Here is a 25572-nt window from a genome sequence, read left to right as displayed (position 1 = left end):
GGGGGGGGGGGGGCCCGCGGGGGGGTTGGGGGGGGGGGGGGGGGGGCCGGCCCGCCCCCCCCGCGGGGGGGGGGGGGGGGGGGGGGCGCCCCCCCCCCCCCCCACCCCTCTGCCATTGCCGTCGTGCCGCACGCCGTGCGGACCGCCGAGGGGGCGTGCCGTGACCGATCTGGACCTCACACCCGGCCTGAGCCCCGGCCACCTCGGTGCGCCGGTGATCGAACCGGAGGGCCGTCCGCCGGGCCCGCCCGCCCCGCGCCCCGAACCGCCGGACCCGCACCGGCGGCGCAACGGGCTGGCCTGTCTGCTGACCGCGCTGTCGCTGGTGGTCGTGTTCGGCGGGATCGGGCTGGCGGGCTTCAGCTGGATCCAGGGGCAGCGCAAGCCGCCGGCCGCCGCCGACTTCGCGGGCGGCGGCTCCGGATCGGTGCAGGTCTCGGTGCCCGAAGGGGCTGGCCTCAGCCAGATCGCCTCCGCCCTGGTGCGCAACGGCGTGGTGGCCAGCTCGCTGGCCTTCACCCGGGCGGCGAAGGGCAGTGCGGCGGCGGCCGGGCGGATCCAGCCGGGCACGTACACCCTGCGGCAGCGGATGTCGGCGGCCGCGGCGCTCGCCGTCCTGGTCGACCCGGCGAACGCCAACGGTCTGACCATTCCCGAGGGCTGGCGCGGCAGCCAGATCTACGCGGCGATCGACAAGAAGCTGCGGCTGGCCGAGGGCACCACCGAGCAGACCGCCAAGGACCAGGCCGCCGAGCTGGGCCTGCCGGAGACCGCCAACGGCACCCCCGAGGGCTATCTGTTCCCCGCGACCTACAGCGTCACCGAGGACACCACCGCCGCCGAACTGCTGAAGCAGATGGTCGACCGGGCGGGGAAGGAGTTCGCCCGGGACGACGCGGAGGTCGTCGCGACCAATCTCGGGCAGAGCCTGTACGGACTGGTGACCATCGCCAGCATGGTCCAGGGCGAGGCCGACAACTCGGAGGACATGGCCAAGGTCGCGCGGGTGATCTACAACCGGCTGGCCAAGAACATGCCGCTCCAGCTGGACTCCACCATCAACTACGCGCTCGGACGCTCCACGCTGAACACCAGCGTCACGGACACCCGGCTGGACTCGCCCTACAACACCTACAAGCACGCCGGGCTGCCGCCGACCCCGATCTCCAACCCGGGGCGGCAGGCGATCATGGCGGCGGTGGACCCGGCGCCGGGGGACTGGCTCTACTTCGTGACCGTGAAGCCCGGGGACACCCGGTTCACCGACAGTTTCGAGGTGCAGCAGAAGAACGTCGCCGAGTTCAACGCGACCCGGGCCGCGAGCCCGTCCGCCACGGCCTCCGGCTCGGCCCCGGCGTCGGGGACGGGCTCCGGGTCGGCGCCCGCGTCGGCCTCCGCCGGGGCGGGGGCGTCCCCGGGGGCGGGCGGTCACTGAGCGCAGCGGCTGCGGCCCCGGCCGGACGGTCGACTGCGGTACGGTAGCGTCTCCGTCCAGGTGTTGCGCTAGCACGCCGGTTCGACAAGCAGCCGGGACGCCGTCCCGGGCGACCGGGCCGATCCTCCGGTCGTCTCCGTCGGTATAAGGGGATCAATGACCGATCTGGGTCGGGGCTACGGCCCCCAGGGCTCCGAGCCGTGGCAACCGGGAGACCCCGGGTACGGCGGTCAGCAGCCGGTCCCCGGTCAGCAGGACGGGCAGTGGCAGCAGAATCCCCAGCAGCAGCAGCAGTACGGCGACGGCGGCCAGGGCATGGGGCAGCAGGGCTATCCCCAGCAGCAGGGCGTTCAGGGGCAGCAGCAGTACGGCGCCGCTCAGCAGGGCTATCCGCAGCAGCAGGGTATGGGCGGTCAGCAGGGTTACCCCCAGCAGGGCATGGGCCAGCAGGGCTATCCCCAGCAGGGGATGGGCCAGCAGGGCATGGGCGGTCAGCAGGGTTACCCGCAGCAGGGGATGGGTCAGCAGGGCTATCCGCAGCAGCAGGGCGTTCAGGGGCAGCAGCAGCAGTACGGCGGCGGTCAGCAGGGTTACCCCCAGCAGGGGATGGGCCAGCAGGGGATGGGTCAGCAGGGCTATCCGCAGCAGCAGGGCGGCCAGGGGCAGCAGCAGTACGGCGGCGGTCAGCAGGGTTACCCCCAGCAGGGCACGGGCCAGCAGCAGATGCCCCAGCAGGGCGCCCCACAGCCGATGCCGCAGCAGCCCCAGCAGGGCGTGCCTCCGCAGCAGATGCCGCAGCAGGGTGCGCCGGGCGGCCCCGGCCGGGGCGCGCCGGCTGAGCAGAAGCAGCCGGCCGCGGCGCGGCCCGCGGGCCCCGGGCCGGACGGCATCGACTGGGAGGCGGAGGCCGCCGCGCTCGAGGCCGGGGCCGACCCGGTCGGCGCCGGCGAGGAGGCCGGGCACGCCGAGGACGAGTGGGACGGCCAGGAGGGCGAGTACGCCGAGGACGAGTACCGCGGCGACGGCTCCGACGAGGACGGGAGCGGCTTCCTCGGCGAGGAGGACCAGTCCCGCGAGGCCAAGAAGAAGCGCAAGGAGAACGGCAAGAAGTCGGGCCGGCGCAACGGTGGCGCCTGCCTGGTCGTCGCGCTGGTCCTGCTCGGCATCATGGGCGGCGCCGGCTGGTGGGGCTACGGCTTCTACAAGGACCACTTCGGCCCGCCGCCGGACTTCCCGGGCCCGGGCACCGGCTCGGTGAAGGTCGAGATCAAGCAGGGCGCGGCGGGCAGCCAGATGGGCCTGGCGCTGAAGCAGGCCGGTGTGGTCAAGAGCGTCGACGCCTTCAGCAAGGCCTGCGAGAAGAACGTCAAGTGCTCCACCATCCAGCCCGGCACCTACAGCATGCCGACGGAGATGTCCGCCGACGGCGCGGTGCAGTTCCTGGTGGACGCCAACGGCGGTGAGAAGCTGATCGTCCAGGAGGGCCTGACCGCCGCGGCCACCTACGTCAAGATCGACGACAAGCTGAAGCTGGCCAAGGGCACCACCGCGGCCGTCGCCAAGGAGCAGGTGGCCACGCTCGGGCTCCCGCCGTACGCCAACGGCAACATCGAGGGCTTCCTCTGGCCGACCCGCTACTCGATCACCGACGGCATGAAGCCCGAGGAACTGCTCAAGCAGATGGTGAAGAACGCCGTCGACCGCTACGCGAGCCTGGACGCGGAGGCGTCCAAGATCGGGCTGAAGACCGGCTACGAGGTGGTCATCGAGGCCAGCATCCTGCAGGCCGAGGGCAACAACCCCGAGGACTTCGCCAAGATGGCCCGGACCATCCAGAACCGCCTGGCGGACAAGGGCAAGGTCAACGGCAAGCTCGGCATGGACACCACGCTGCAGTACGCGCTGGGCCGCAAGACGCTGGACAAGAAGGACATCAACGACGCGTCCAACAAGTACAACACCTACTACAACGCCGGCCTGCCGCCGACCCCGATCTCCAACCCGGGCGACGCCGCGCTGAAGGCCACGCTGAACCCGGCGGACGGCAAGTGGCTGTACTTCATCGCGATGTCGCCGACCCAGACCCTCTTCGCGGAGACGGACGCGGAGCACGCCAAGAACGTCGAGTCCTACTGCCTGGCGGCGGGGCAGAAGTTCGACGCGGCCTCGGTCCACTGCACCACCAAGTGACGACCGCCGGCAGGCGGCGGAGGAAGTGACCAGCGTGACCAGCAAGCACCGGGCGGCCGTCCTCGGCTCGCCGATCGCCCACTCGCTCTCGCCCGCCCTGCACCGGGCCGCCTTCGCGGCGCTCGGACTGGACGGCTGGCGCTACGACCGGTTCGAGGTCGACGAGGCCGGCCTGCCCGGCTTCGTCGCCGGGCTGGACGAGGCCGAGTGGACCGGCTGCTCGCTGACCATGCCGCTCAAGCGGGCGGTGATCCCGCTGCTCGACGAGGTCAGCGACACCGCCCGGACGGTCGACGCGGTGAACACCCTGGTGTTCACCGCCGACGGCCGGCGCGAGGGCCACAACACGGACGTGCCCGGCCTGGTCAACGCGCTGCGCGAACGCGGCATCACCGAGGTGCCGGCGGCGGCGGTGCTCGGCGCCGGGGCGACCGCCTCCTCGGCGCTGGCCGCGCTGGCCCGGCTCGGCGCCCGCGAGGTGACCGTCTACGTCCGCACCCCCGAGCGGGCCCGGGAGATGGCCGCGCTGGGCGAACGGCTCGGCGTGGCGGTGCGCACCGCCGACTGGGAGCGCGGTGCCGGGGCGCTGGAGCACCCGCTCACGGTGGCCACCACCCCGGCCGGGGCGACCGACGCCTTCGCCGAGGGGCTGACCGCCGGGCCGGGCGCGCTCTTCGACGTGCTGTACCACCCGTGGCCGACCGCGCTGGCGGCCGCCTGCGCGGACCGCGGGGCGACCGTGCTGGGCGGCCTCGACCTGCTGGTGCACCAGGCGGTGCTGCAGAGCGAGCTCTTCACCGGGCGCACTCCCGGTCCGCTGGCGGCGGTCCGCGCGGCCGGCGAGGCGGCGCTCGCGGCGGGCTGACCGCCGCTCGCGCCGTGGGGTGGTGCACGGACGGTGTGCTTCCGCGGTGCGCCCGCCGTGCCCGTACCGTGCGCCCTTCGTGCCCGGGGTGCGGCGGTGTCCCGCCGGCGGGCCGACGGCCCCGCGGTGACCGGCCATTCGCGTCCGCCGGTCGGCCGAATGATGTCCGGTGATCGGACTCCAGGTCCGGTCGGTCGTCCGGCATGAAAGGATTCGGGCAGAGAAGGCACGCCCGGACGGGTGCGGCAGCCCCGCACCGGTCCGCTGATGAAGGAGCTCCGTTGGGTACGTTGCGCTGGCTGACGGCGGGGGAGTCGCACGGCCCCGCACTCGTCGCGACGCTGGAGGGCCTGCCGGCCGGTGTACCGGTCACCACCGCGGTGGTGGCCGACGCCCTGGCGCGCCGCCGGCTCGGTTACGGTCGCGGCGCACGGATGAAGTTCGAGCAGGACGAGGTGACCTTCCTCGGCGGTGTCCGGCACGGGCTCACCATGGGCAGCCCGGTGGCCGTCATGGTCGGCAACACCGAGTGGCCGAAGTGGGAGCAGGTCATGTCGGCCGACCCGGTCGACCCCGAGGTGCTGGCCGGTCTCGGCCGCAACGAGGCGCTGACCCGCCCGCGTCCCGGTCACGCGGACCTGGCCGGTATGCAGAAGTACTCGATCGACGAGGCCCGCCCGATCCTGGAGCGCGCCAGCGCCCGGGAGACCGCCGCCCGGGTCGCGCTCGGCGCCGTCGCCCGCTCCTACCTCAAGGAGACCTGCGGCATCGAGATCGTCAGCCACGTGGTCGAGCTGGCCGCCGCCAAGGCCCCGGCCGGGGTGCTGCCGCTGCCCTCCGACGAGGCGAAGCTGGACGCCGACCCGGTGCGCTGCCTGGACGCCGACGCGTCGAAGGCGATGGTCGCCGAGATCGACCAGGCCCACAAGGACGGCGACACGCTCGGCGGCGTCGTCGAGGTCCTCGCCTACGGCGTGCCGGTCGGCCTCGGCTCGCACGTGCACTGGGACCGCCGCCTGGACGCCCGGCTGGCCGCCGCGCTGATGGGCATCCAGGCGATCAAGGGCGTCGAGGTCGGCGACGGCTTCGACCTCGCCCGCGTCCCCGGCTCGCAGGCGCACGACGAGATCGTGCCGGGCCCCGACGGCGCCAAGCGCGTCTCCGGCCGCTCCGGCGGCACCGAGGGCGGTCTGTCCACCGGCGAGCTGCTGCGGGTCCGCGCCGCGATGAAGCCGATCGCGACCGTCCCGCGCGCGCTGCGCACCGTGGACGTGCGCACCGGCGAGCCCGCCAAGGCGCACCACCAGCGTTCCGACGTCTGCGCGGTGCCGGCGGCCGGCATCGTCGCCGAGGCGATGGTGGCCCTGGTGCTCGCGGACGCGGTGAACGAGAAGTTCGGTGGCGACCACGTGTCGGAGACCCGGCGCAACGTGCGGAGCTACCTCGACAACCTGATCGTCCGATGACCACTCCGGTCCTCGTGCTGGTCGGCCCGCCCGGCAGTGGCAAGTCCACCGTCGGGCGGGTCGTCGCCGAGCGCCTCGGCGTGGGCTTCCGGGACACCGACGCCGATGTCGAGGAGCGGGCCGGCAAGCCGATCCCGGACATCTTCGTGGACGAGGGCGAGCCGCACTTCCGTGAGCTGGAGCAGGCGGCCGTGCGCGCCGCGGTCGGGACCCACGCCGGGGTGCTGGCGCTCGGCGGCGGCGCGGTGATGGCCGGGCCGACCCGTGAGCTGCTGCGCGACCTGCCGGTGGTGTTCCTGGAGGTCCCGCTCGCCGACGCGGTCAAGCGGGTCGGCCTGGACGCCCCGCGCCCGCTGCTGGCCGTCAACCCGCGGGCCCGCTGGCGCGAGCTGATGGAGGCCCGCCGCCCCCTCTACCTGGAGGTGGCCACCGCCGTCGTCGACACCGCCGGCCGCACCCCCGAGCAGGTCGCGGACGCCGTACTGGAAGCACTGGAGCTGAAGACCCCCCATGACTGACACCACCGTCAGGATCCACGTCGGCGGCAGCGCCGGCCACGACCCGTACGACGTGCTGATCGGGCACCAGCTGCTCGGTGAGCTGTCCCCGCTGATCGGCGCCAGGGCCAAGCGGGTCGCGATCATCCACCCGGAGGCGCTGTCCGCCACCGCCGACGCGATCCGCGAGGACCTGGCCGGCGAGGGCTACGACGCGATCGCGCTGCAGGTGCCGAACGCCGAGGAGGCGAAGAGCGCCGAGGTGGCCGCGTACTGCTGGTCGGTGCTCGGCCAGACCGGCTTCACCCGCAGCGACGTCGTCGTCGGTCTCGGCGGCGGTGCCACCACCGACCTGGCGGGCTTCGTCGCCGCCACCTGGCTGCGCGGGGTGCGCTGGATCTCCATGCCCACCACGCTGCTCGGCATGGTCGACGCGGCGGTCGGCGGCAAGACCGGCATCAACATCGCCGAGGGCAAGAACATGGTCGGTGCCTTCCACCCGCCGGTGGGCGTGCTGGCCGACCTCGACACCCTGGAGACCGTGCCCAAGCACGACTACGTCTCCGGGCTCGCCGAGGTCGTCAAGTGCGGCTTCATCGCCGACCCGGTCATCCTCGACCTGATCGAGGCCGATCCCGAGGGAGCCAGGACCCCGGCCGGGCCGCACACCGTCGAGCTGATCCGCCGCGCGATCCAGGTCAAGGCCGACGTGGTCTCCGGGGACCTCAAGGAGTCCGGACAGCGCGAGATCCTCAACTACGGCCACACTCTCGGCCACGCCATCGAGCGCAACGAGCGCTACAAGTGGCGGCACGGCGCGGCGATCTCGATCGGCATGGTGTACGCCGCCGAGCTGGGCCGCCTGGCGGGCCGGCTGGACGACGCCACGGCCGACCGGCACCGCTCGGTGCTGGCCTCGGTCGGTCTGCCGCTGACCTACCGGGCGGACGCCTGGCCGAAGCTGCTGGACGCGATGAAGATCGACAAGAAGTCGCGCGGCGACCTGATCCGCTTCATCGTGCTGGACGGCCTCGGCAAGACCTCCGTGCTGGAGGGCCCCGACCCGTCGCTGCTGGTCGCCGCCTACGCGGAGGTGTCCGGGTGACCAGGGTGATGGTGCTCAACGGTCCCAACCTGGGCCGGCTGGGCAGCCGCGAGCCCGACGTCTACGGTGCCACCTCGTACGCCGGGCTGGTCGAGCGCTGCACCGCGCTCGGCAAGGAGTTCGGCTTCGAGGTCGAGGTGCACGAGACCAACTCCGAGCAGCAGATGGTGGAGTGGCTGCACGAGGCCGCCGACGGCCGGGTGCCGGTGGTGATCAACCCGGGTGCGTTCACCCACTACTCGTACGCGATGCGGGACGCGGCCGCGCAGCGCACCGCGCCGTTGGTCGAGGTGCACATCTCCAACCCGTACGCCCGGGAGACCTTCCGGCACACCTCGGTGATCGCCGCGGTGGCCTCCGGCACGATCGCCGGGTTCGGGATCGGCTCGTACGAGCTGGCCCTGCGGGCGCTGGCCGAGCAGCTCGCCGCGGGCTGACGCCGGGGCGCCCGTCGGGTGACCGGCCCGGTGCGGCGGTGGTGCGGTTGGTGGTGCGGCGGTGGGCTGTGTCCACCGCCGCACCGCCGTGTAGTGTCCCGCTGAAGGAAGTCGGGAGGTGCCGTGACGCAGTACGCCGGGGGTGGATCCGTCCCCCCACGTCCCGTCGCCCCGCCGGTGCCGGGGTATCCGGTGGCGGCCGGGACGGTGCCTGTTCCGATGGTCGTTCCGTTGCCGTTGCCGCTGCCTGTTCCGGCGGCTGTTCCGGCGCCTCTGCCGGTTCCGGTACCGGTGCCTGTTCCGGCGCCCCTGCCGGTGGGCGCCTCGACGGACTCCTCGGGGCCGCCGACCGTTCCGCTGCCGGTGCTGCCGTCGCCTCCGCCCGGACCGGTGCCGGCCCCGGCGCCGGCGCCCGCCCCGGCTCCGGCCTCGCCGCCCGCGCCCGCCCCGGTGCCCGCCGGGTCCACCGGGCACTTCCTGCTGCCCTCCGGCGCGCCCGTCCAGCTGCCCGCCCGGCCACCGCAGCAGCACGCCCCTGCCGGCCCGATCGCGGTGCTGCTGATCGGCCCCGCCGGCGCCGGCAAGACCACCGTCGCCCGGCACTGGGCCGAGCGCCGTCCCAGCCCGACCGCGCACATCAGCCTCGACGACGTCCGGGAGTGGGTGCAGTCCGGCTTCGCCAACCCGCAGTCCGGCTGGAACAACGCCTCCGAGGCGCAGTACCGGCTGGCCCGCCGGACCTGTGGCTTCGCCTGCCGCAACTACCTCGCCAACGGCATCTCCTGCATCATCGACGACGCGGTCTTCCCCGACCGCCCGGCGATCGGCCTCGGCGGCTGGAAGCGGCACATCGGACCCGGCATGATCCCGGTGGTGCTGCTGCCGAGCCTCGACTCGGTGCTCCACCGCAACGCCCGGCGCAGCGGGAACCGACGGCTCGGCGACGAGGAGGTGGCGCGGATCCACGGCCGGATGGCCGGCTGGTACAACTCCGGGCTGCCGATCATCGACAATTCCCACCTCGACGTGGCCGCCACCGCCGCCGAGCTCGACCGGGTGATCCTGGCCCGGCTGATGGGCATCCCGGTCCGCTGAGGGGCCCGTGCACCCGGCGGGTCTGTCGGTGCCGACTGCGATGATGGACGGGTCCTGAACGTTCCACCGGGGGAGCCGCGCCCGTGCCGGAAGGCCACATCATCCACCGCCTCGCCGCCGAGAACCACCGTGCCTTCGGTGGCCGGGCGGTCCGTGCCAGCAGCCCCCAGGGGCGGTTCGCGGACGCCGCCGAGCTGATCGACGGGCGGGAGCTGGAGGCCGCCGAGGCGGTCGGCAAGCACCTGTTCCTCGGCTTCGGCGAGGACGCCTGGGTGCACATCCACCTGGGCCTGTACGGCGGCTTCACCTTCGCCGCGATCGGCGACGGACCGGTGCCGCCCCCCGTCGGCCTGGTCCGGTTGCGGCTGGAGAACGACGAGCACGTCGCCGATCTGCGCGGCCCCAACACCTGCGAGCTGATCACCGGCGCCGAGAAGGCCGCGGTGGCGGCCCGGCTCGGCCCCGACCCGCTGCGCGCCGACGCCGACCCGGACGCCGCCTGGCGGCGGATGACGAGCAGCAGGACGACGGTCGCGGCCCTGCTGATGGACCAGAAGGTGCTGGCCGGGGTGGGGAACGTCTACCGCGCCGAGGTGCTGTTCCGGCACGGCATCGATCCGCACCGGACGGGGCGGGAGCTGCTCCGGGCCGAGTGGGACGCGATCTGGGCCGACCTGGTCGCGCTGATGCGCGAGGGCGTCGGCGCCGGCCGCATCGACACCGTGCGCCCCGAGCACACTCCCGAGGCGATGGGCCGCCCGCCGCGGGTCGACGACCACGGCGGCGAGGTGTACGTCTACCGGCGGGCCGGGATGCCGTGCCTGGTCTGCGCCACCGAGGTCCGGGCGGAGGAGCACGCCTCCCGCAATCTCTTCTGGTGCCCCTCCTGTCAGCCGGCGGGCGTCCCGGCCCGCTGACCGGGCCGTCGACCGGTCCGTAGACCGGGCCGCCGGTCGGCCGGGGTCAGCCGGTGGCCGCGTCGTGCTCGTCGTGCTCGTGCCGGCCGTGGTGCCCGGAACGCTCGTGCTGCTCGTGCTGCTCGTGCTGCTCGTGGGGCTCATGGGGCTCGTGGTGCGTGTGCCGCTCGGGAGTGTCGACGGCGCACGCGTCCAGCAGGGGGCGCAGGTCCGCGTCCACGAGCCGGTAGCGCACGACGCGTCCCTCCTTCTCGCCGATCACCGCCCCCGCCGTCCGCAGCAGCCGCAGGGCCTGGGACACGGCGGGGTCGCGCATGCCGGTGGCGACCGCCAGGTCGCTGACGGCGAGCGGCCCGGTGCGGTGCAGCGCCAGCAGCAGGGCGAGGCGGCCCGGGTCGGCGAGCAGCGAGAACCGCTCGGCCCAGGAGCGGACGTGGGCGGTGTCGCCGATCGCCGCGATGGCCTCGCAGACCCGGTGCCCGTCGATGGTGCGGTGGCCCGCGCGGTCGGCCGGAACGAGATGCATACGGGCCATTCTCGCAGGCCGGACGCTGTGATCCTGGACACCTGCGCAGGTGCGCAGCCTTGCAAGGGTCGTCGCCCGCCCCCTACGGTGTTGCCCGCCGTGGTGCTCGGGAAGACCGGTGACGGACCCTCAGGGGTTCCAGTCCGGAGCGGCCCTCGCCACTGTGATCGGGGGGAAGTGTCCGTACCCACGTCGCCACTGGGCGCCTCGCGCGTCCGGGAAGGCGGGTACGGGAGCCCCGTCAGCCAGGAGACCGGCCGCGGCATCTCACGAAGTGTTTCCACGAGGTGCTGGAGCGTGATCCCAGGATGACCCTGCCCGAAACCGTCGCCGCCCCGGCGGCGCCCACCGCCCTGCCCACCTTCCGATGGCGGCGGGAGGACACCGTGCGGACCGCCGGCCTGATGGGCGTGATCCTGGCCATGCACGTGGTGGCCTTCGGAACGCTGATCTTCCTGGTCGCGCCGGAGAAGTACGAGGTGGGCACGCAGGTCTTCGGGGTGGGCCTGGGGATCACCGCGTACACCCTCGGCATGCGGCACGCCTTCGACGCCGACCACATCGCGGTGATCGACAACACCACCCGGAAGCTGATGGCGGACGGCAAGCGGCCGGTCTCGGTCGGCTTCTGGTTCGCGCTCGGGCACTCCTCGATGGTGGTGCTGATGGCCGCCCTGGTGGCGGGCGGCGCGCAGCTGGCCAGCACTCTGATGGACGACGAGTCCAGCACCCACCAGTGGCTGGGCGTGGTCGGCACCTCGGCCTCCGGTGCCTTCCTCTACCTGATCGGCGCGCTCAACCTGGCCGCGCTGTTCGGCATCCTCAAGGTCTTCCGCTCGATGCGGGAGGGCCGGTTCGACGAGGCGGAGCTGGAGGACCACCTCAACTCGCGCGGCCTGCTGGCCCGGGTGCTGAACCGGGCGACCCGCTCGATCACCCGCCCCGGCCAGATGTTCCCGGTCGGCATGGTGCTCGGCCTGGGCTTCGACACCGCGACCGAGGTCACCCTGATGGTGATGGCGGGCTCCGGCGCGGCGTCCGGCCTGCCCTGGTACGCGATCGTCTGCCTGCCGCTGCTGTTCGCGGCCGGGATGAGCCTGTTCGACACCCTGGACGGCACCTTCATGAACTTCGCCTACCAGTGGGCGTTCTCCAACCCGGTGCGCAAGGTGTACTACAACCTGACCATCACCGGGCTGTCCATCGCGGTGGCGTTCATCATCGGGACCATCGAACTCGTCGGCGTCCTGCACGAGAAGTTCGACCTCACCGACCCGGTGACCGGCTGGATCGCGGACATCACCCTGGACAACGTCGGCTACGCCATCGTCGGCCTGTTCGTCGCCGTCTGGGCCGCCGCCATCGCCTACTGGCGCCTAGCCGGCGTCGAGCGGAAGTGGGCCACCCCCGCCACCCCCGCTCCCACCACTGCCGACCCGGCCCCCGCCACCCCCGCCCCCACCGGCGGCGCCGAGTAGTCCGGCCCGGGCCCGGGTGGGGGCGTTCGGCGGGCGGATCGGGGGCGGGGTTCGTAGGCTCGACCCATGGCTGATGCGTACGCGGGCCGGCGGGAGCGGTTGCGGGAGCACTGCAGTGCGTCCGGGACCGACGCGGCGCTGATCACCCGGGCGGCGAACGTGCGGTACCTCACCGGGTGTCCGCCGTGCGGGGCGACCCTGTTGCTGACCCGGGACCGGGCGCTGCTGGCGCTGCCCGACGACCTGCCGCCGGACGACACCGGGGAGCACCTGATCTCGCCCGAGGTGACCAGGCTGGAGGTGGCGGCCGGGGCGGACACCGCGCTGGCCGCGGCGGGCGCCGCGGCGGGGCTGCGGCTGGCCGGGCTGGCGGTCGAGGAGCACGATCTGACGGTCACCCGGCACCGGGCCGTGGCCGGGCTGGTCGAGGGCACCCGGCTGGCGGACGTCGGACAGGCGGTCGAGCGGCTGCGGGTGGTCAAGGACGAGTACGAGATCGCCGATCTGCGGATCGCGGCGGAGATCGCCGACCAGGCGCTCGGCGAGCTGCTGGAGTCGATCCTGGTCGGCCGGACCGAGCGGCACCTGGCGATGGAGCTGGAGCGCCGGATGATCGACCACGGCGCGGACCGCGCGGCGTTCCCGGTCTCGGTGGGCACCGGCAGCCACTCAGGGCAGCAGGCGCACCAGCCCACCGACCGCCGGGTCGAGGAGGGCGATTTCCTGACCGTGGTGCTCGGCGCCCGGTACCGGGGCTACGGGGTGTCGACCGCCCGGACCTTCGTGATCGGCGCGGCCCCGGCCCCCTGGCAGGTGGAGCTGCACCGGCTGGTGTTCCGGGCCCAGCGGGCCGGCCGGGAGGCGCTCGGCCCTGGGGTCGAGCAGCACGTGCCGGACCAGGCGGCGCGGGAGATCCTGCAGTCCGCCGGGCACACGGAGACCTCTCCGCACCCGGTCGGCCACGGTATCGGGCTGGAGATCCGGGAGGCACCGCGTCTCGGTCCCGCGGACATGGGTAAACTGGACAGCCGCGTGCCGGTCACCGTCGGCCCGGGGGTCCACCTCCCGGGACGCGGCGGGGTCCGGATCGAGGACACGCTCGTCGTCCGCCCCCTTGAGGAGGGCGGTCCCGAGCTGCTCACCATCACCACCAAGGAGCTCCTCGCGCTGTGACGCTCCCGCGGCACAGGACGCGTTCCTTGGTTCCTTGACAGCTATATCCAGGAGTAAGTGCGCCCGTGGCTTCCACGAACGATCTCAAGAACGGCATGGTCCTCAAGCTGGAGGGCGGCAAGCTCTGGTCCGTCGTCGAGTTCCAGCACGTCAAGCCCGGCAAGGGTCCGGCCTTCGTGCGCACCAAGCTCAAGGAGGTCCTGACGGGCAAGGTCGTCGACAAGACCTTCAACGCGGGCACCAAGGTCGAGACCGCCAACGTCGACAAGCGCGGCATGCAGTTCTCGTACAAGGACGGCGAGAACTTCGTGTTCATGGACATGGACACCTACGACCAGCTGACCATCGAGCCGGTCGTCGTCGGCGACGCCGCCAAGTACCTGCTGGAGGGCTTCGAGGCCCTGGTCGCGACCAACGAGGGCGCGGTCCTCTACATCGAGCTCCCGGCCGCGGTCGAGCTCGTCATCGCCGAGACCGAGCCGGGTGTCCAGGGCGACCGCTCCACCGGTGGCACCAAGCCGGCCACCCTGGAGACCGGCGCCGAGATCCAGGTGCCGCTCTTCATCACCACCGGCGAGAAGGTCAAGGTCGACACCCGCGACGGCAGCTACCTCGGCCGGGTGAAGTAAGTCCGTGTCGTCCGCACGCACCAAGGCCCGCACGCGAGCCTTCCAGATCCTGTTCGAGGCCGACCACCGCGGGGTCGACCCGCTGACGGTCCTCGCCGACTGGGTGGCCCGGGCCCGGGAGCCCAAGCCGGACGAGGGCACCCCGCAGGTCGCCGAGTACACCATGGAACTGGTGGAGGGGTACGTCCAGTACGCCCGCCGGATCGATGAGCTGATCTCGCAGTACGCCGTCGGCTGGACGCTCGACCGGATGCCGATCGCGGACCGCAACGTCCTGCGGCTCGGCGCCTACGAGCTCATCTGGGAGGACGGCGTCCCGGACGCGGTCGTCGTCGACGAGGCGGTGGAGATCGCCAAGGAGTACTCCACCGACGACTCCCCGGCGTTCGTCAACGGTCTGCTGGCCCGCTTCATGGAGCTCAAGCCGAGCATCCGCCGCTGAGGCGCGCACCCGCACCGACGGCCGTCGGACCGGAAACGGTCCGGCGGCCGTTCGGCGTGTTCACCCGTTCGGCGTATGGTGGCCCTACTCGCCAGTAACCTGGTGCTCCGGCGGCCCACGCCCGCCGGCGACCCCGCAGTGAAGGGCAGGCCACCCCCCATGACCACGGCGATCCGCAGCGAGTTCGATCAGGGCATCGCCCTCACCCCGCACCCGGACGAGCCCGGCCGCTACGACGGCGACCTCGGCGCCGGCTGGCAGATCGGCGGCGGCGTCAACGGCGGACTGCTGCTGGCCGTCGCCGGCCACGCGCTCTCGCTCGCGCACTCGGCCCGCCAGGAGAGCGCCGGCCACACCGACCCGGTGTCGATCAGCGGCTACTACCTCTCCGCCGCCACCCCCGGACCGGCCACCGTGCGCACCGACGTCGTCCGCACCGGTCGCACGCTGTCCACCGGCACCGCCGCACTCAGCCAGGACGGCGTGGAACGGCTGCGGGTGCTCGCCACCCACGGCGACCTCGCCACCCACGACGGCGAGGTGCGGACCAGTGCCACCCCGCCGCAGCTGCCGCCGCCGGACCAGTGCATCGGCGTCGAGCACGCGCCCAAGGAGCTGATCGCGCAGGCCGCGCTGCTGGAGCGGTTCGACATGCGGCTCGACCCGGCGACCATCGGCTGGGCGCTCGGGCAGCCGTCCGGCACCGGCCGGATCCAGGGCTGGTTCCGGCTCGCCGACGGCCGCGAGCCCGACCCGCTGCTGCTCCTGCTGGTCGCCGACGCGCTGCCGCCGGTCACCTTCGACCTCGGGATGCCGGGCTGGGCGCCGACCGTGGAGCTGACGGTGCATCTGCGGGCCAGGCCCGCGCCGGGCTGGCTGCGGGTCGTGCACGCGACCCGCAACCTCGCGGGCGGCTACTTCGAGGAGGACGCCGAGGTCTGGGACGAGACCGGCCGACTGGTCGCGCAGTCCCGGCAGTTGGCGCGCGTGCCCAGATAGTCGCCGCTTGCGGCGCGGGGTTTCCGGGAGAGGGCGCCCGCTTGCGGAGGGGGCGCCCTCTTACCGGTGGGGGCGCTCGTTCACTGGCGTGCGCGGGCGGGAATGGCCGAAACGGTGTGAGCGGGTGGGCACGGGGTGTGACGACGGCGCCTCGCGCGGGGCGGACGCGCGGGGCGCGACCGCTCGGGCGCACAACCGTGCGTGACTCCAAACATCCGATTCACCCTCGGTTACAGTCCTGTGACACGTCGTACGTGTGCGCCACGCGGGGCGGGGGAGGACAAGGTCGGCGGTCCACCCGCCGCCGCCCCGCCCGCCCCGCCCGAGGAGCCCCGATGAGCCGCAACGGCCGCGCCCGCCGCACCCCCGACTGCACCGCCGCCGGCCACCGTCCCCGGGTCCGTCCGCGCGTCGCCGCCGACCGGGCCGAGGGGTGCGAGCGGCAGCGGTCCGAGGGCGCCGGTCAGGCCTTCGTGATCGGGGTGCTCACCAGCGCGGCGGACTTCGAGGAGGCCCGCGCCTGGGGGCTGTCGGACGCCCCGGACCACGAGCGGTACCTGGCCGACACCGCCGAGCTGCTCGCCGACGCCCGGCGGCGGTTCGACACCGTCCGGGCGCGGATGTTCCACCCGCAGGACTTCGCCGAGTTCTGTCTGCTGCACGGCCTCGACCCGGCCGAGCCGGTCGCCCGCGAGCGCTACCTGGTCAACCCGCCGCTGCGCACCCAGCTGTTGACCTATCAGGGCGAGGAGCTGGTCGGCGACTTCCTGCCCCGGCTGGTGCGCGCCCGGGAGAACGGGCTGACCCTGCGGCACGCCGATCTGCTGCTCGACGGCCGCCTCCACGGCGAGCGCGACGACGCCGTGCGCGGCGCCTACGAGCAGGGCGCCGAGGTGTTCCGCCGGATGCTGCTGGGGGCCGGCAGCGGTGTCTACGAGCTGCGGCTGTCGGTGGACGCGTCCGGCGGGCGGCTGACCGCGGCGGCCCGGGTGCTCCAGTGGGAGGACGGCGTGGTCCGGATCAACGACGAGGACCTCGAGCTGCTCTGCGCGGTGCTCTGCGCCGGGCTGGCCCGGGGGCTGCCCGGCCTCGCGGTGCTGCACGGCGCGCAGGGCTCGGCGGCGGCCTGCGGGGAGTACCGGCCGACCGCCTGGGCCTGGGCCAGCGAGGGGCGGGTGTGGACGCCCGCGTCCGGTCCGGTGCGGCTGGACGGCGTGGCGGCCGAGCCGGGCTACCGGCTGGAGACGGTCTGCTGAACGCGGGGACGGCCCGCTGAACGCGGGACGGGCGCCCCGGCGGCCGCTCGCGGGCGTCGGCGCCCGCCCGGGAACGCCGCGGCGCGGCACCCTGTGCGGGGTGCCGCGCCGTGACGTTTCTGCTGGTGCGGTCCGCTCCCGGTGCGTGGGCCGCCGGCCGAGGAGCCGCGGACCGGGGAGCCGGGGACCGAGGGGCCGGGACTCAGCCCGTCTCCTCCTCGCGCACCGCACGGCGCGCGTCGGGGTTGAGCACGCCCCAGGAGATGAGCTGCTCGGTGAGGATCGACGGCGACTGGTCGTAGATCACGGCCAGGGTGCGCAGGTCGTCCTGGCGGATCGACAGCACCTTGCCGTTGTAGTCGCCGCGCTGGCTCTGGATGGTCGCCGCGTAGCGCTGCAGCGGGCCGGCCTTCTCGGACGGGACCTGGGTCAGTCTCTCCAGGTCGAGGACCAGGCGCGGCGGCGGCTCGGCCGCGCCGCCGGGCGTGCCGCCGGGCAGCAGCTCCTGCACCGGGACCCCGTAGAACTCCGCCAGTTCGGCCAGCCGCTGCACGGTGACCGCACGGTCGCCACGCTCGTACGAGCCGACGACGACTGCCTTCCAGCGCCCCTGGGACTTCTCCTCGACACCGTGCAGGGAGAGCCCCTGCTGGGTGCGGATGGCTCGGAGCTTGCCTCCGAGCTGCTTCGCGTAGTCGCTGGACATTGATCTCCCCGGACGAGATTGCTTCGCGTTCAGTGGTGGGTCACGGGCGATTGCCGACGCCGTTACCGGTGGGTTCGACGTCCGTCTCGTAACTCACTGTGAGGTTACGTAGAGTGAGGTAGTTGCGTCAAGCCGAATGGGGCAGTCGTGCGAATGGGCCGCATCAGGGGTGCGTCCGGCACGTGAACCAGGGGAAGCGGAACGATGGCCGTCGGTTGGCCGCAGAATCACGCTGGTAGGATGACCGGAGCCCGCGCCGCAGGTCGGCGGGGGTCTCCCGACATCCTTTAAGACCCGTCCCGTGAGGCGGGGAAGGAGGTCCGCTTCGGCATGACCGCACACCAGGAATCCGCACCGAGGCCGCCGCACCAAGTGCTGGACGGCACGGACATCGCCCGGGTCATCACCCGGATAGCGCACGAGATCGTCGAGCGCGCCAAGGGCGCCGAGGACGTCGTGCTGCTGGGCATCCACACCAGGGGTGTCCACCTCGCCCGGCGGCTGCACGCCAGGCTCGCCCAGATCACCGGCCAGGACATCCCGCTCGGCACCCTGGACATCACGATGTACCGGGACGATCTGCGGCTGAAGCCCGCCCGCGCCCTGGAGCACACCGAGATCCCGCCCGGCGGCATCGACGGCCGGCTGGTCGTCCTCGTCGACGACGTGCTCTTCTCCGGCCGCACCATCCGCGCCGCGCTCGACGCCCTGAACGACATCGGCCGCCCGCGCGCGGTCCAGCTCGCCGTGCTCGTCGACCGCGGCCACCGCGAGCTGCCGATCCGCGCCGACTACGTGGGCAAGAACCTCCCCACGTCGCTGCGCGAGGCCGTCCAGGTGCGCCTGTCCGACCGCGACGGCGTGGACGCCGTGCTCGTCGGCGACCGCGACTTCGCCGCGCGCTCCTCCCAGGCCCTGGCCGCTCAGGCCACCGAACCGCACCTCCCGGAGTAACCCGCGTGAAGCGCCACCTCGTGTCCGCCGCCGATCTCAGCCGCGACGACGCGCTGCTCGTCCTGGACACCGCCGAGGAACTCGCCCAGCTGTCCGGCCGGGCGGTCAAGAAGCTCCCCACCCTCCGCGGCCGCACCGTCGTCAACCTCTTCTTCGAGGACTCGACCCGCACCAAGACCTCCTTCGAGGTCGCCGAGAAGCGGCTCTCCGCGGACGTCATCAACTTCTCCGCCAAGGGCTCCTCGGTCTCCAAGGGCGAGAGCCTCAAGGACACCGCCCTGACCCTCCAGGCGATGGGCGCCGACGCGGTCGTCGTCCGGCACCACGCCTCCGGCGCGCCGGCCCGGCTGGCCCAGTCCGACTGGCTGCACGGCAGTGTCATCAACGCCGGTGACGGCACCCACGAGCACCCCACCCAGGCCCTGCTCGACGCCTTCACCATGCGCCGCCACCTCAACCCGGGGTCGGGCAACGACCTCGCCGGGCGGCGGGTGACCATCGTCGGCGACATCCTGCACAGCCGGGTGGCCCGCTCGAACGTCCACCTGCTCACCACGCTCGGCGCCCAGGTGACCTTCGTCGCCCCGCCGACCCTGCTGCCGATCGGGATCGAGAACTGGCCCTGCGAGGTCAGCTACGACCTGGAGAGCGTGCTCCCGAAGACCGACGCGCTGATGATGCTCCGGGTCCAGCGCGAGCGGATGAACGCCGCGTTCTTCCCCACCGAGCGCGAGTACACCCGCCGCTACGGCGTGGACGGCCCGCGGATGGCCCGGCTGCCCGAGCACGCCATCGTCATGCACCCCGGCCCGATGGTCCGCGGCATGGAGATCACCGCCGAGGTCGCCGACTCGCCGCGCTGCACCGTGGTCGAGCAGGTCGCCAACGGCGTCTCCGTCCGGATGGCCGTGCTCTACCTGCTGCTCGGCGGAGCCACCCTCGCCGACGCCCCCCGTACCGAATCCGGCGAGACCGCCCAGTGAACGAGCGAAGCGAGCGAACCAACACCATGGTCACCTACCTGATCCGCAACGCCCAGATCCTCGGCGGCGCTCCGCAGGACCTCCACCTCGTCGACGGCGCGATCGCGGCGATCGGCACCGCCCTGGACGCCACGGCGGACATCGAGATCGACGCCACCGGGCTGATCGTCCTGCCCGGCCTGGTCGACCTGCACACCCACCTGCGCGAGCCCGGCCGGGAGGACGCCGAGACCGTCCTCACCGGCACCCGCGCCGCCGCCAAGGGCGGCTTCACCGCCGTCCACGCGATGGCCAACACCTTCCCGGTGGCCGACACCGCCGGTGTGGTCGAGCAGGTCTGGCGGCTGGGCCAGGAGTCCGGCTACTGCGACGTGCAGCCGGTCGGCGCCGTCACCGTCGGCCTGGAGGGCAAGAAGCTCGCCGAGCTGGGCGCCATGCACGAGTCCGCCGCCGGCGTCCGGGTCTTCTCCGACGACGGCAAGTGCGTCGACGACGCGGTGATGATGCGCCGCGCGCTGGAGTACGTGAAGGCCTTCGACGGGGTCGTCGCCCAGCACGCGCAGGAGCCGCGGCTGACCGAGGGCGCCCAGATGAACGAGGGCCAGGTCTCCGGCGAGCTCGGCCTCGGCGGCTGGCCGGCCGTCGCGGAGGAGGCGATCATCGCCCGCGACGTGCTGCTCGCCGCGCACGTCGGCTCCCGGCTGCACATCTGCCACGTCTCCACCGCCGGCTCGGTCGAGATCGTCCGCTGGGCCAAGGCCAAGGGCTGGGACGTCACCGCCGAGGTCACCCCGCACCACCTGCTGCTGACCGACGAGCTGGTCCGCTCCTACGACCCGGTCTACAAGGTCAACCCGCCGCTGCGCACCGCCGAGGACGTCCAGGCGCTGCGCAAGGCGCTGGCGGACGGCACCATCGACGCCGTCGCCACCGACCACGCGCCGCACCCGGCCGAGGACAAGGACTGCGAGTGGGCCGTGGCCGCGATGGGCATGGTCGGCCTGGAGACCGCGCTGTCCGTGGTGCAGCAGACCATGGTCGACACCGGTCTGCTGAACTGGGAGGGCGTCGCCGACCGGATGTCGCACCGCCCGGCCCGGATCGGCCGCCTCGCGGGGCAGGGCCGGCCGGTCTCGGTGGGTGAGCCCGCCAACCTGGTGCTGTTCGATCCCGCGTACCGTGGTGCCGTGAACCCCGACAGCTTCGCCACGCGCTCCCGCAACACCCCTTACAAGGGCCTCGACCTGCCCGGTCGGGTGCACGCCACCTTCCTGCGCGGCACCGCCACGGTGCTGGCCGGCGAGCTGGTCGAGCAGGGGGACCTCGCGTGAGCTCCACGACCGGGGGCGCCGCGGCGCTGCTGGCCCAGGAGCAGGCCAGGGTCGCCAACTGGCCCGGGTACATCGGCTGGACGGTCGGCCTGCTGCTGGTCATCGGCCTCGTGTACTGGCTGATGCGCCAGGGCTGGAACTGGCGCCGCACCCTGCAGTCCGGGATCCCGCCGCTCCCCGCCGTGCCGGAGCGCGCCGGCCGGACCATCCTGGAGAGCAGCGGCCGGTACCACGGCACCACCACCGCCGGGAACTGGCTCGACCGGGTCGTCGCGCACGGCCTGGGCACCCGCAGCCGCGCCGATCTGACCCTCGGCGAGAACGGCCTGCTGGTGCAGCGCCCCGGTGACGTCGACTTCTGGATCCCCGCCGAGCACCTGACCGGTGCCCGGACGGACTCCGGGATCGCCGGCAAGGTCGTCCCCTCCGGGCTCCTCGTGGTCACCTGGGCGGTCGAGGGCACGGAGCTGGACTCCGGGTTCCGGTTCGACCACCCGGACGAGCACGCCGCCTGGGTCGAGGCGGTCGCCCACATCGCAACACGTACGACGACGAAGAAGACGGAAGAGGCCGCGTCATGACCGCACCTGTCCCCACCACGCAGCGCCAACGGCGGGAGCGTGTGCCCGCTGTGCTCGTCCTGGAGGACGGCCGGACCTTCCGGGGCCAGGCCTACGGCGCGACCGGCGAGACCTACGGCGAGGCCGTCTTCAACACCGGCATGTCCGGCTACCAGGAGACCCTCACCGACCCCTCGTACCACCGCCAGGTGGTCGTGATGACCGCCCCCCAGATCGGCAACACCGGCTGGAACGACGAGGACGACGAGTCCAAGCAGATCTGGGTCGCCGGGTACGTCGTCCGCGACCCCGCCCGGGTCGCCTCCAACTGGCGCTCCCGCCGCTCGCTGGACGAGGAGCTGGTGAACCAGGGCGTCGTCGGCATCAGCGGCATCGACACCCGGGCCCTCACCCGCCACCTGCGCGAGCGCGGCGCCATGCGCTGCGGCATCTTCTCCGGCGAGGCGCTGGCCGACCCGGCGGCGCTGCTCGCCAAGGTGCAGTCCTCGCCCGAGATGAAGGGCGCCGACCTCTGCGCCGAGGTCGCCACCACCGAGCCGTACGTGGTGCCCGCGATCGGTGCGAAGCGCTTCACCGTCGCCGCCCTCGACCTCGGCATCAAGGCGATGACCCCGCAGCGGATGGCCGAGCGCGGCATCGAGGTGCACGTGCTGCCCGCGAACGCGACGATCGAGGACGTCTACGCCGTCAACCCCGACGGCGTGTTCTTCTCCAACGGCCCGGGCGACCCGGCGACCGCCGACCACCAGGTCGCCGTGGCGCAGGGCGTGCTGGAGCGGAAGACCCCGTTCTTCGGGATCTGCTTCGGCAACCAGATCCTCGGCCGCGCGCTGGGCTTCGGCACCTACAAGCTCAAGTACGGCCACCGCGGCATCAACCAGCCGGTGCAGGACCGCACCACCGGCAAGGTCGAGGTGACCGCCCACAACCACGGCTTCGCCGTGAACGCCCCGCTCGACAAGGTCAGCGACACGCCCTACGGCCGGGTCGAGGTCTCCCACGTCTGCCTCAACGACGATGTGGTCGAGGGCCTCCAGGCGCTGGACGTGCCCGCCTTCTCGGTGCAGTACCACCCGGAGGCCGCCGCAGGCCCGCACGACGCGGCGTACCTCTTCGATCGTTTCGTGAAGCTCATGGAGGGCCCGCGTGCCTAAGCGCACTGACATCAAGTCCGTCCTGGTCATCGGGTCCGGCCCGATCGTGATCGGCCAGGCCGCCGAGTTCGACTACTCGGGCACGCAGGCGTGTCGCGTCCTCAAGGCCGAGGGCCTGCGGGTCGTCCTGGTGAACTCCAACCCGGCGACGATCATGACCGACCCGGAGATCGCCGATGCCACCTACGTCGAGCCGATCACCCCGGAGTTCGTCGAGAAGATCATCGCCAAGGAGCGCCCCGACGCCCTGCTGCCCACCCTGGGCGGCCAGACCGCGCTCAACACCGCGATCTCCCTGCACAGCGCCGGCACGCTGGAGAAGTACGGCGTCGAGCTGATCGGCGCCGACGTCGAGGCGATCAACAAGGGCGAGGACCGCGAGCTGTTCAAGGGCGTGGTCGAGGCCGTCAACGCCAAGATCGGCCACGGCGAGTCCGCCCGCTCGGTCATCTGCCACACCATGGACGAGGTGCTCGCCGGGGTCGACACCCTGGGCGGCTACCCGGTCGTCGTCCGCCCCTCCTTCACCATGGGCGGCGCCGGCTCCGGCTTCGCCCACGACGAGGACGAGCTGCGCCGCATCGCCGGCCAGGGCCTGACGCTCTCCCCGACCACCGAGGTGCTCCTCGAGGAGTCCATCCTCGGCTGGAAGGAGTACGAGCTCGAGCTGATGCGCGACAAGAGCGACAACGTCGTGGTCGTCTGCTCGATCGAGAACTTCGACCCGATGGGCGTGCACACCGGTGACTCGATCACCGTCGCCCCGGCGATGACGCTCACCGACCGCGAGTACCAGATCCTGCGCGACATCGGCATCGCCGTGATCCGCGAGGTCGGCGTCGACACCGGCGGCTGCAACATCCAGTTCGCCGTCAACCCCGACGACGGCCGGGTCATCGTCATCGAGATGAACCCGCGGGTGTCCCGCTCCTCGGCGCTGGCCTCCAAGGCGACCGGCTTCCCGATCGCCAAGATCGCCGCCAAGCTCGCCGTCGGCTACACCCTCGACGAGATCCCCAACGACATCACCGAGCAGACCCCGGCCTCCTTCGAGCCGGCCCTCGACTACGTCGTGGTCAAGGTGCCCCGGTTCGCGTTCGAGAAGTTCCCGAGCGCCGACGCCACCCTCACCACCACCATGAAGTCGGTGGGCGAGGCGATGGCCATGGGCCGCAACTTCCCCGAGGCGCTGCAGAAGGCGCTGCGCTCGCTGGAGAAGAAGGGCTCCCAGTTCACCTGGATCGGCCCGGTGGGCGACAAGGCCGAGCTGCTGGCCAAGGCGGTCGTGCCGACCGACGGCCGGATCAACACCGTGATGCAGGCCATCCGGGCCGGGGCCACCCCGGACGAGGTGTTCGAGTTCACCAAGATCGACCCGTGGTTCGTCGACCAGCTCTTCCTGCTCGACGAGATCGCCACCGAGCTGGCCGAGGCCGCCGAGCTCACCCCCGAGCTGCTGCGCCACGCCAAGCGGCACGGCTTCTCCGACCACCAGGTCGGCGAGATCCGCGGCCTGCGCCCGGACGTGGTCCGCGAGGTCCGGCACGCGCTGGGCATCCGCCCGGTGTTCAAGACCGTCGACACCTGCGCGGCCGAGTTCGCGGCCAAGACCCCGTACTTCTACTCGTCCTACGACGAGGAGAACGAGGTCGCCCCGCGCACCAAGCCCGCGGTGATCATCCTCGGCTCCGGCCCGAACCGCATCGGCCAGGGCATCGAGTTCGACTACTCCTGCGTGCACGCCTCCTTCGCGCTCGCCGAGGCCGGCTACGAGACCGTCATGGTCAACTGCAACCCGGAGACCGTCTCCACCGACTACGACACCTCCGACCGGCTCTACTTCGAGCCGCTCACCCTGGAGGACGTGCTCGAGATCGTCCACGCCGAGAAGCAGGCCGGACCGCTCGCCGGTGTGATCGTCCAGCTCGGCGGCCAGACCCCGCTCGGCCTGGCCCAGGCGCTCAAGGACAACGGCGTGCCGATCGTCGGCACCCAGCCCGAGGCCATCGACCTGGCCGAGGAGCGCGGCGCCTTCGGCCGGGTGCTGCGCGACGCGGGCCTGCCCGCGCCCAAGCACGGCACCGCCTTCTCCTTCGAGGAGGCCAAGGCCATCGCCGACGAGATCGGCTACCCGGTGCTCGCCCGCCCGTCCTACGTGCTGGGCGGCCGCGGCATGGAGATCGTCTACGACGAGGAGTCGCTCGCCTCCTACCTGGAGCGGCACGCCGGTCTGATCTCCGAGCACCCGGTGCTGATCGACCGCTTCCTCGACGACGCGGTGGAGATCGACGTCGACGCCCTCTACGACGGCACCGAGCTGTACCTCGGCGGCGTCATGGAGCACATCGAGGAGGCCGGCATCCACTCCGGCGACTCCGCCTGCGCCCTGCCGCCGATCACCCTCGGCGGGTACGACATCAAGCGGCTGCGCGCCTCCACCGAGGCCATCGCCCGCGGCGTCGGGGTGCGCGGTCTGATCAACATCCAGTTCGCGCTCTCCGGCGACATCCTGTACGTCCTGGAGGCCAACCCGCGCGCCTCGCGCACCGTGCCGTTCACCTCCAAGGCGACCGCGGTGCCGCTGGCCAAGGCCGCCGCCCGGGTCTCGCTCGGCGCCACCATCGCCGAGCTGCGCGCCGAGGGCATGCTCCCGGCCGAGGGCGACGGCGGCACCCTGCCCGCCGACGCCCCGATCGCGGTCAAGGAGGCCGTGATGCCGTGGAGCCGCTTCCGCGACGTCCACGGCCGCGGCGTGGACACCGTGCTCGGCCCGGAGATGCGCTCCACCGGCGAGGTCATGGGCCTGGACCGGGTCTTCGGCACCGCCTACGCCAAGGCCCAGGCCGGCGCCTACGGCGCGCTGCCGACCAAGGGCAAGGTCTTCGTCTCGGTCGCCAACCGCGACAAGCGCAACCTGGTCTTCCCGGCCCGCGCGCTGGTCAGCCTCGGCTTCGAGGTGCTCGCCACCGCCGGCACCGCCGAGGTCCTCCAGCGCGGCGGCATCCCGTCCACGCTGGTGCGCAAGCACAGCGAGGGCGAGGGCCCGAACGGCGAGCGGACCATCGTCCAGCTGATCCACGACGGCGAGGTCGACCTCATCATCAACACGCCGTACGGCACCGGCGGCCGCCTCGACGGCTACGAGATCCGCACCGCCGCCGTCGCCCGCGCGGTGCCCTGCCTGACCACCGTGCAGGCCATGGGCGCCGCCGTCCAGGGCATCGACCGGCTACTGCGCGACGAGGTCGGCGTCATGTCGCTCCAGGAGCACGCCGAGCTGATCAACGCCGGCCGCGCCAACTAGCACCACCGTTGTGGGGGGCACCAGTACCGCCGGGTGCCCCCCACTTCCA

Annotated in this window: 22 protein-coding genes, 1 pseudogene and 1 riboswitch; of the genes and pseudogenes, 21 read left to right on the top strand and 2 right to left on the bottom strand. The window is 72.8% G+C overall.

Features of this window, described 5'->3' with window-relative positions; translation table 11 throughout:
• Nucleotides 1-160: 160 nt before the first annotated feature.
• The 9 genes from mltG (ACIPYS_RS15690) to ACIPYS_RS15650 all read left to right on the top strand — a co-directional run bounded on the left by mltG (ACIPYS_RS15690) (nt 161) and on the right by ACIPYS_RS15650 (nt 10007).
• Entirely contained in the window at nt 161-1435 is a 1275-nt protein-coding gene (mltG, locus tag ACIPYS_RS15690; RefSeq protein ID WP_231977900.1) for an endolytic transglycosylase MltG, read from the top strand.
• A 156-nt stretch (nt 1436-1591) separates the two neighbouring features.
• Nucleotides 1592-3625, top strand: coding sequence for an endolytic transglycosylase MltG (gene mltG, locus ACIPYS_RS15685; RefSeq protein ID WP_400746543.1), 2034 nt, complete (start codon nt 1592-1594; stop codon nt 3623-3625).
• Between the two features lie 34 nt (nt 3626-3659).
• Nucleotides 3660-4490 carry a shikimate dehydrogenase gene (locus ACIPYS_RS15680; protein WP_093862846.1) on the top strand — a complete coding sequence of 277 codons (831 nt, stop codon included), beginning with the start codon at nt 3660-3662 and terminating at the stop codon, nt 4488-4490.
• Nucleotides 4491-4771: 281 nt separating this feature from the next.
• On the top strand, nt 4772-5956 hold the full coding sequence (gene aroC, locus ACIPYS_RS15675; RefSeq protein WP_079008809.1) for a chorismate synthase: 1185 nt from the start codon (nt 4772-4774) through the stop codon (nt 5954-5956).
• Nucleotides 5953-6474, top strand: a complete 522-nt coding sequence (locus ACIPYS_RS15670) for a shikimate kinase (protein ID WP_400746542.1) — start codon at nt 5953-5955, stop codon at nt 6472-6474. Before aroC ends, ACIPYS_RS15670 begins: the two co-directional genes overlap by 4 nt.
• On the top strand, nt 6467-7558 hold the full coding sequence (gene aroB / locus ACIPYS_RS15665; RefSeq protein ID WP_093862848.1) for a 3-dehydroquinate synthase: 1092 nt from the start codon (nt 6467-6469) through the stop codon (nt 7556-7558). The genes ACIPYS_RS15670 and aroB overlap by 8 nt, the downstream gene beginning before the upstream one ends.
• 8 nt (nt 7559-7566) lie before the next feature.
• A complete protein-coding gene (aroQ, locus tag ACIPYS_RS15660) occupies nt 7567-7995 on the top strand; it encodes a type II 3-dehydroquinate dehydratase (RefSeq protein WP_030396059.1) in 429 nt (142 codons plus the stop codon).
• A 219-nt stretch (nt 7996-8214) separates the two neighbouring features.
• Nucleotides 8215-9090 (top strand): AAA family ATPase, encoded by an 876-nt coding sequence (locus ACIPYS_RS15655; RefSeq protein WP_400746540.1) that lies wholly within the window; start codon nt 8215-8217, stop codon nt 9088-9090.
• Between the two features lie 83 nt (nt 9091-9173).
• The gene (locus ACIPYS_RS15650; RefSeq protein WP_400746537.1) at nt 9174-10007 is read left to right on the top strand and encodes an Fpg/Nei family DNA glycosylase; all 834 of its coding nucleotides are present in this window, start codon (nt 9174-9176) and stop codon (nt 10005-10007) included.
• A 190-nt stretch (nt 10008-10197) separates the two neighbouring features.
• On the opposite strand, the pseudogene ACIPYS_RS15645 reads toward ACIPYS_RS15650, so the two are convergent.
• Nucleotides 10198-10533: pseudogene (locus tag ACIPYS_RS15645) on the bottom strand (ArsR/SmtB family transcription factor); the annotation flags it as partial.
• Between the two features lie 83 nt (nt 10534-10616).
• A riboswitch (cobalamin riboswitch) is annotated at nt 10617-10810 on the top strand.
• A 31-nt stretch (nt 10811-10841) separates the two neighbouring features.
• Here ACIPYS_RS15645 and ACIPYS_RS15640 point away from each other — a divergent pair.
• The 6 genes from ACIPYS_RS15640 (at nt 10842) to ACIPYS_RS15615 (ending at nt 16510) form a co-directional block, all read left to right on the top strand.
• The gene (locus tag ACIPYS_RS15640; protein ID WP_400746535.1) at nt 10842-12011 is read left to right on the top strand and encodes a HoxN/HupN/NixA family nickel/cobalt transporter; all 1170 of its coding nucleotides are present in this window, start codon (nt 10842-10844) and stop codon (nt 12009-12011) included.
• Nucleotides 12012-12077: 66 nt separating this feature from the next.
• Nucleotides 12078-13184, top strand: coding sequence for a Xaa-Pro peptidase family protein (locus ACIPYS_RS15635; RefSeq protein ID WP_093862853.1), 1107 nt, complete (start codon nt 12078-12080; stop codon nt 13182-13184).
• A 65-nt stretch (nt 13185-13249) separates the two neighbouring features.
• On the top strand, nt 13250-13813 hold the full coding sequence (gene efp, locus ACIPYS_RS15630) for an elongation factor P (RefSeq protein WP_093862854.1): 564 nt from the start codon (nt 13250-13252) through the stop codon (nt 13811-13813).
• Between the two features lie 4 nt (nt 13814-13817).
• Complete coding sequence (gene nusB, locus ACIPYS_RS15625; RefSeq protein WP_093862855.1) at nt 13818-14255, top strand: transcription antitermination factor NusB; 438 nt, start codon at nt 13818-13820, stop codon at nt 14253-14255.
• 159 nt (nt 14256-14414) lie between these two features.
• Nucleotides 14415-15254 carry a thioesterase family protein gene (locus ACIPYS_RS15620; RefSeq protein WP_400746530.1) on the top strand — a complete coding sequence of 280 codons (840 nt, stop codon included), beginning with the start codon at nt 14415-14417 and terminating at the stop codon, nt 15252-15254.
• A 335-nt stretch (nt 15255-15589) separates the two neighbouring features.
• A complete protein-coding gene (locus ACIPYS_RS15615) occupies nt 15590-16510 on the top strand; it encodes a hypothetical protein (protein ID WP_400746527.1) in 921 nt (306 codons plus the stop codon).
• A 202-nt stretch (nt 16511-16712) separates the two neighbouring features.
• On the opposite strand, the gene ACIPYS_RS15610 is transcribed toward ACIPYS_RS15615, so the two are convergent.
• Nucleotides 16713-17216, bottom strand: a complete 504-nt coding sequence (locus ACIPYS_RS15610; RefSeq protein ID WP_030300254.1) for a transcriptional regulator — start codon at nt 17214-17216, stop codon at nt 16713-16715.
• Between the two features lie 330 nt (nt 17217-17546).
• On the opposite strand from ACIPYS_RS15610, the gene pyrR reads away from it, so the two are divergent.
• Genes pyrR through carB form a run of 6 tightly spaced genes read left to right on the top strand, consistent with a single transcriptional unit; the run spans nt 17547 to nt 25523 of the window.
• Complete coding sequence (gene pyrR, locus ACIPYS_RS15605) at nt 17547-18170, top strand: bifunctional pyr operon transcriptional regulator/uracil phosphoribosyltransferase PyrR (protein WP_093862858.1); 624 nt, start codon at nt 17547-17549, stop codon at nt 18168-18170.
• Between the two features lie 5 nt (nt 18171-18175).
• The gene (locus ACIPYS_RS15600) at nt 18176-19153 is read left to right on the top strand and encodes an aspartate carbamoyltransferase catalytic subunit (protein ID WP_093862859.1); all 978 of its coding nucleotides are present in this window, start codon (nt 18176-18178) and stop codon (nt 19151-19153) included.
• Nucleotides 19154-19179: 26 nt separating this feature from the next.
• The gene (locus ACIPYS_RS15595) at nt 19180-20484 is read left to right on the top strand and encodes a dihydroorotase (protein ID WP_093862860.1); all 1305 of its coding nucleotides are present in this window, start codon (nt 19180-19182) and stop codon (nt 20482-20484) included.
• Nucleotides 20481-21065, top strand: a complete 585-nt coding sequence (locus ACIPYS_RS15590) for a hypothetical protein (protein ID WP_231977908.1) — start codon at nt 20481-20483, stop codon at nt 21063-21065. Before ACIPYS_RS15595 ends, ACIPYS_RS15590 begins: the two co-directional genes overlap by 4 nt.
• Entirely contained in the window at nt 21062-22219 is a 1158-nt protein-coding gene (carA, locus tag ACIPYS_RS15585; protein WP_093862861.1) for a glutamine-hydrolyzing carbamoyl-phosphate synthase small subunit, read from the top strand. The genes ACIPYS_RS15590 and carA overlap by 4 nt, the downstream gene beginning before the upstream one ends.
• Complete coding sequence (gene carB, locus ACIPYS_RS15580) at nt 22212-25523, top strand: carbamoyl-phosphate synthase large subunit (protein WP_093862862.1); 3312 nt, start codon at nt 22212-22214, stop codon at nt 25521-25523. The genes carA and carB overlap by 8 nt, the downstream gene beginning before the upstream one ends.
• Nucleotides 25524-25572 lie beyond the last annotated feature (49 nt).

It is taken from the genome of Kitasatospora sp. NPDC089913 (genome assembly GCF_044748625.1).
Taxonomy (GTDB): Bacteria; Actinomycetota; Actinomycetes; order Streptomycetales; family Streptomycetaceae; genus Kitasatospora.
This window is presented reverse-complemented; position numbering and strand designations above follow the sequence as displayed.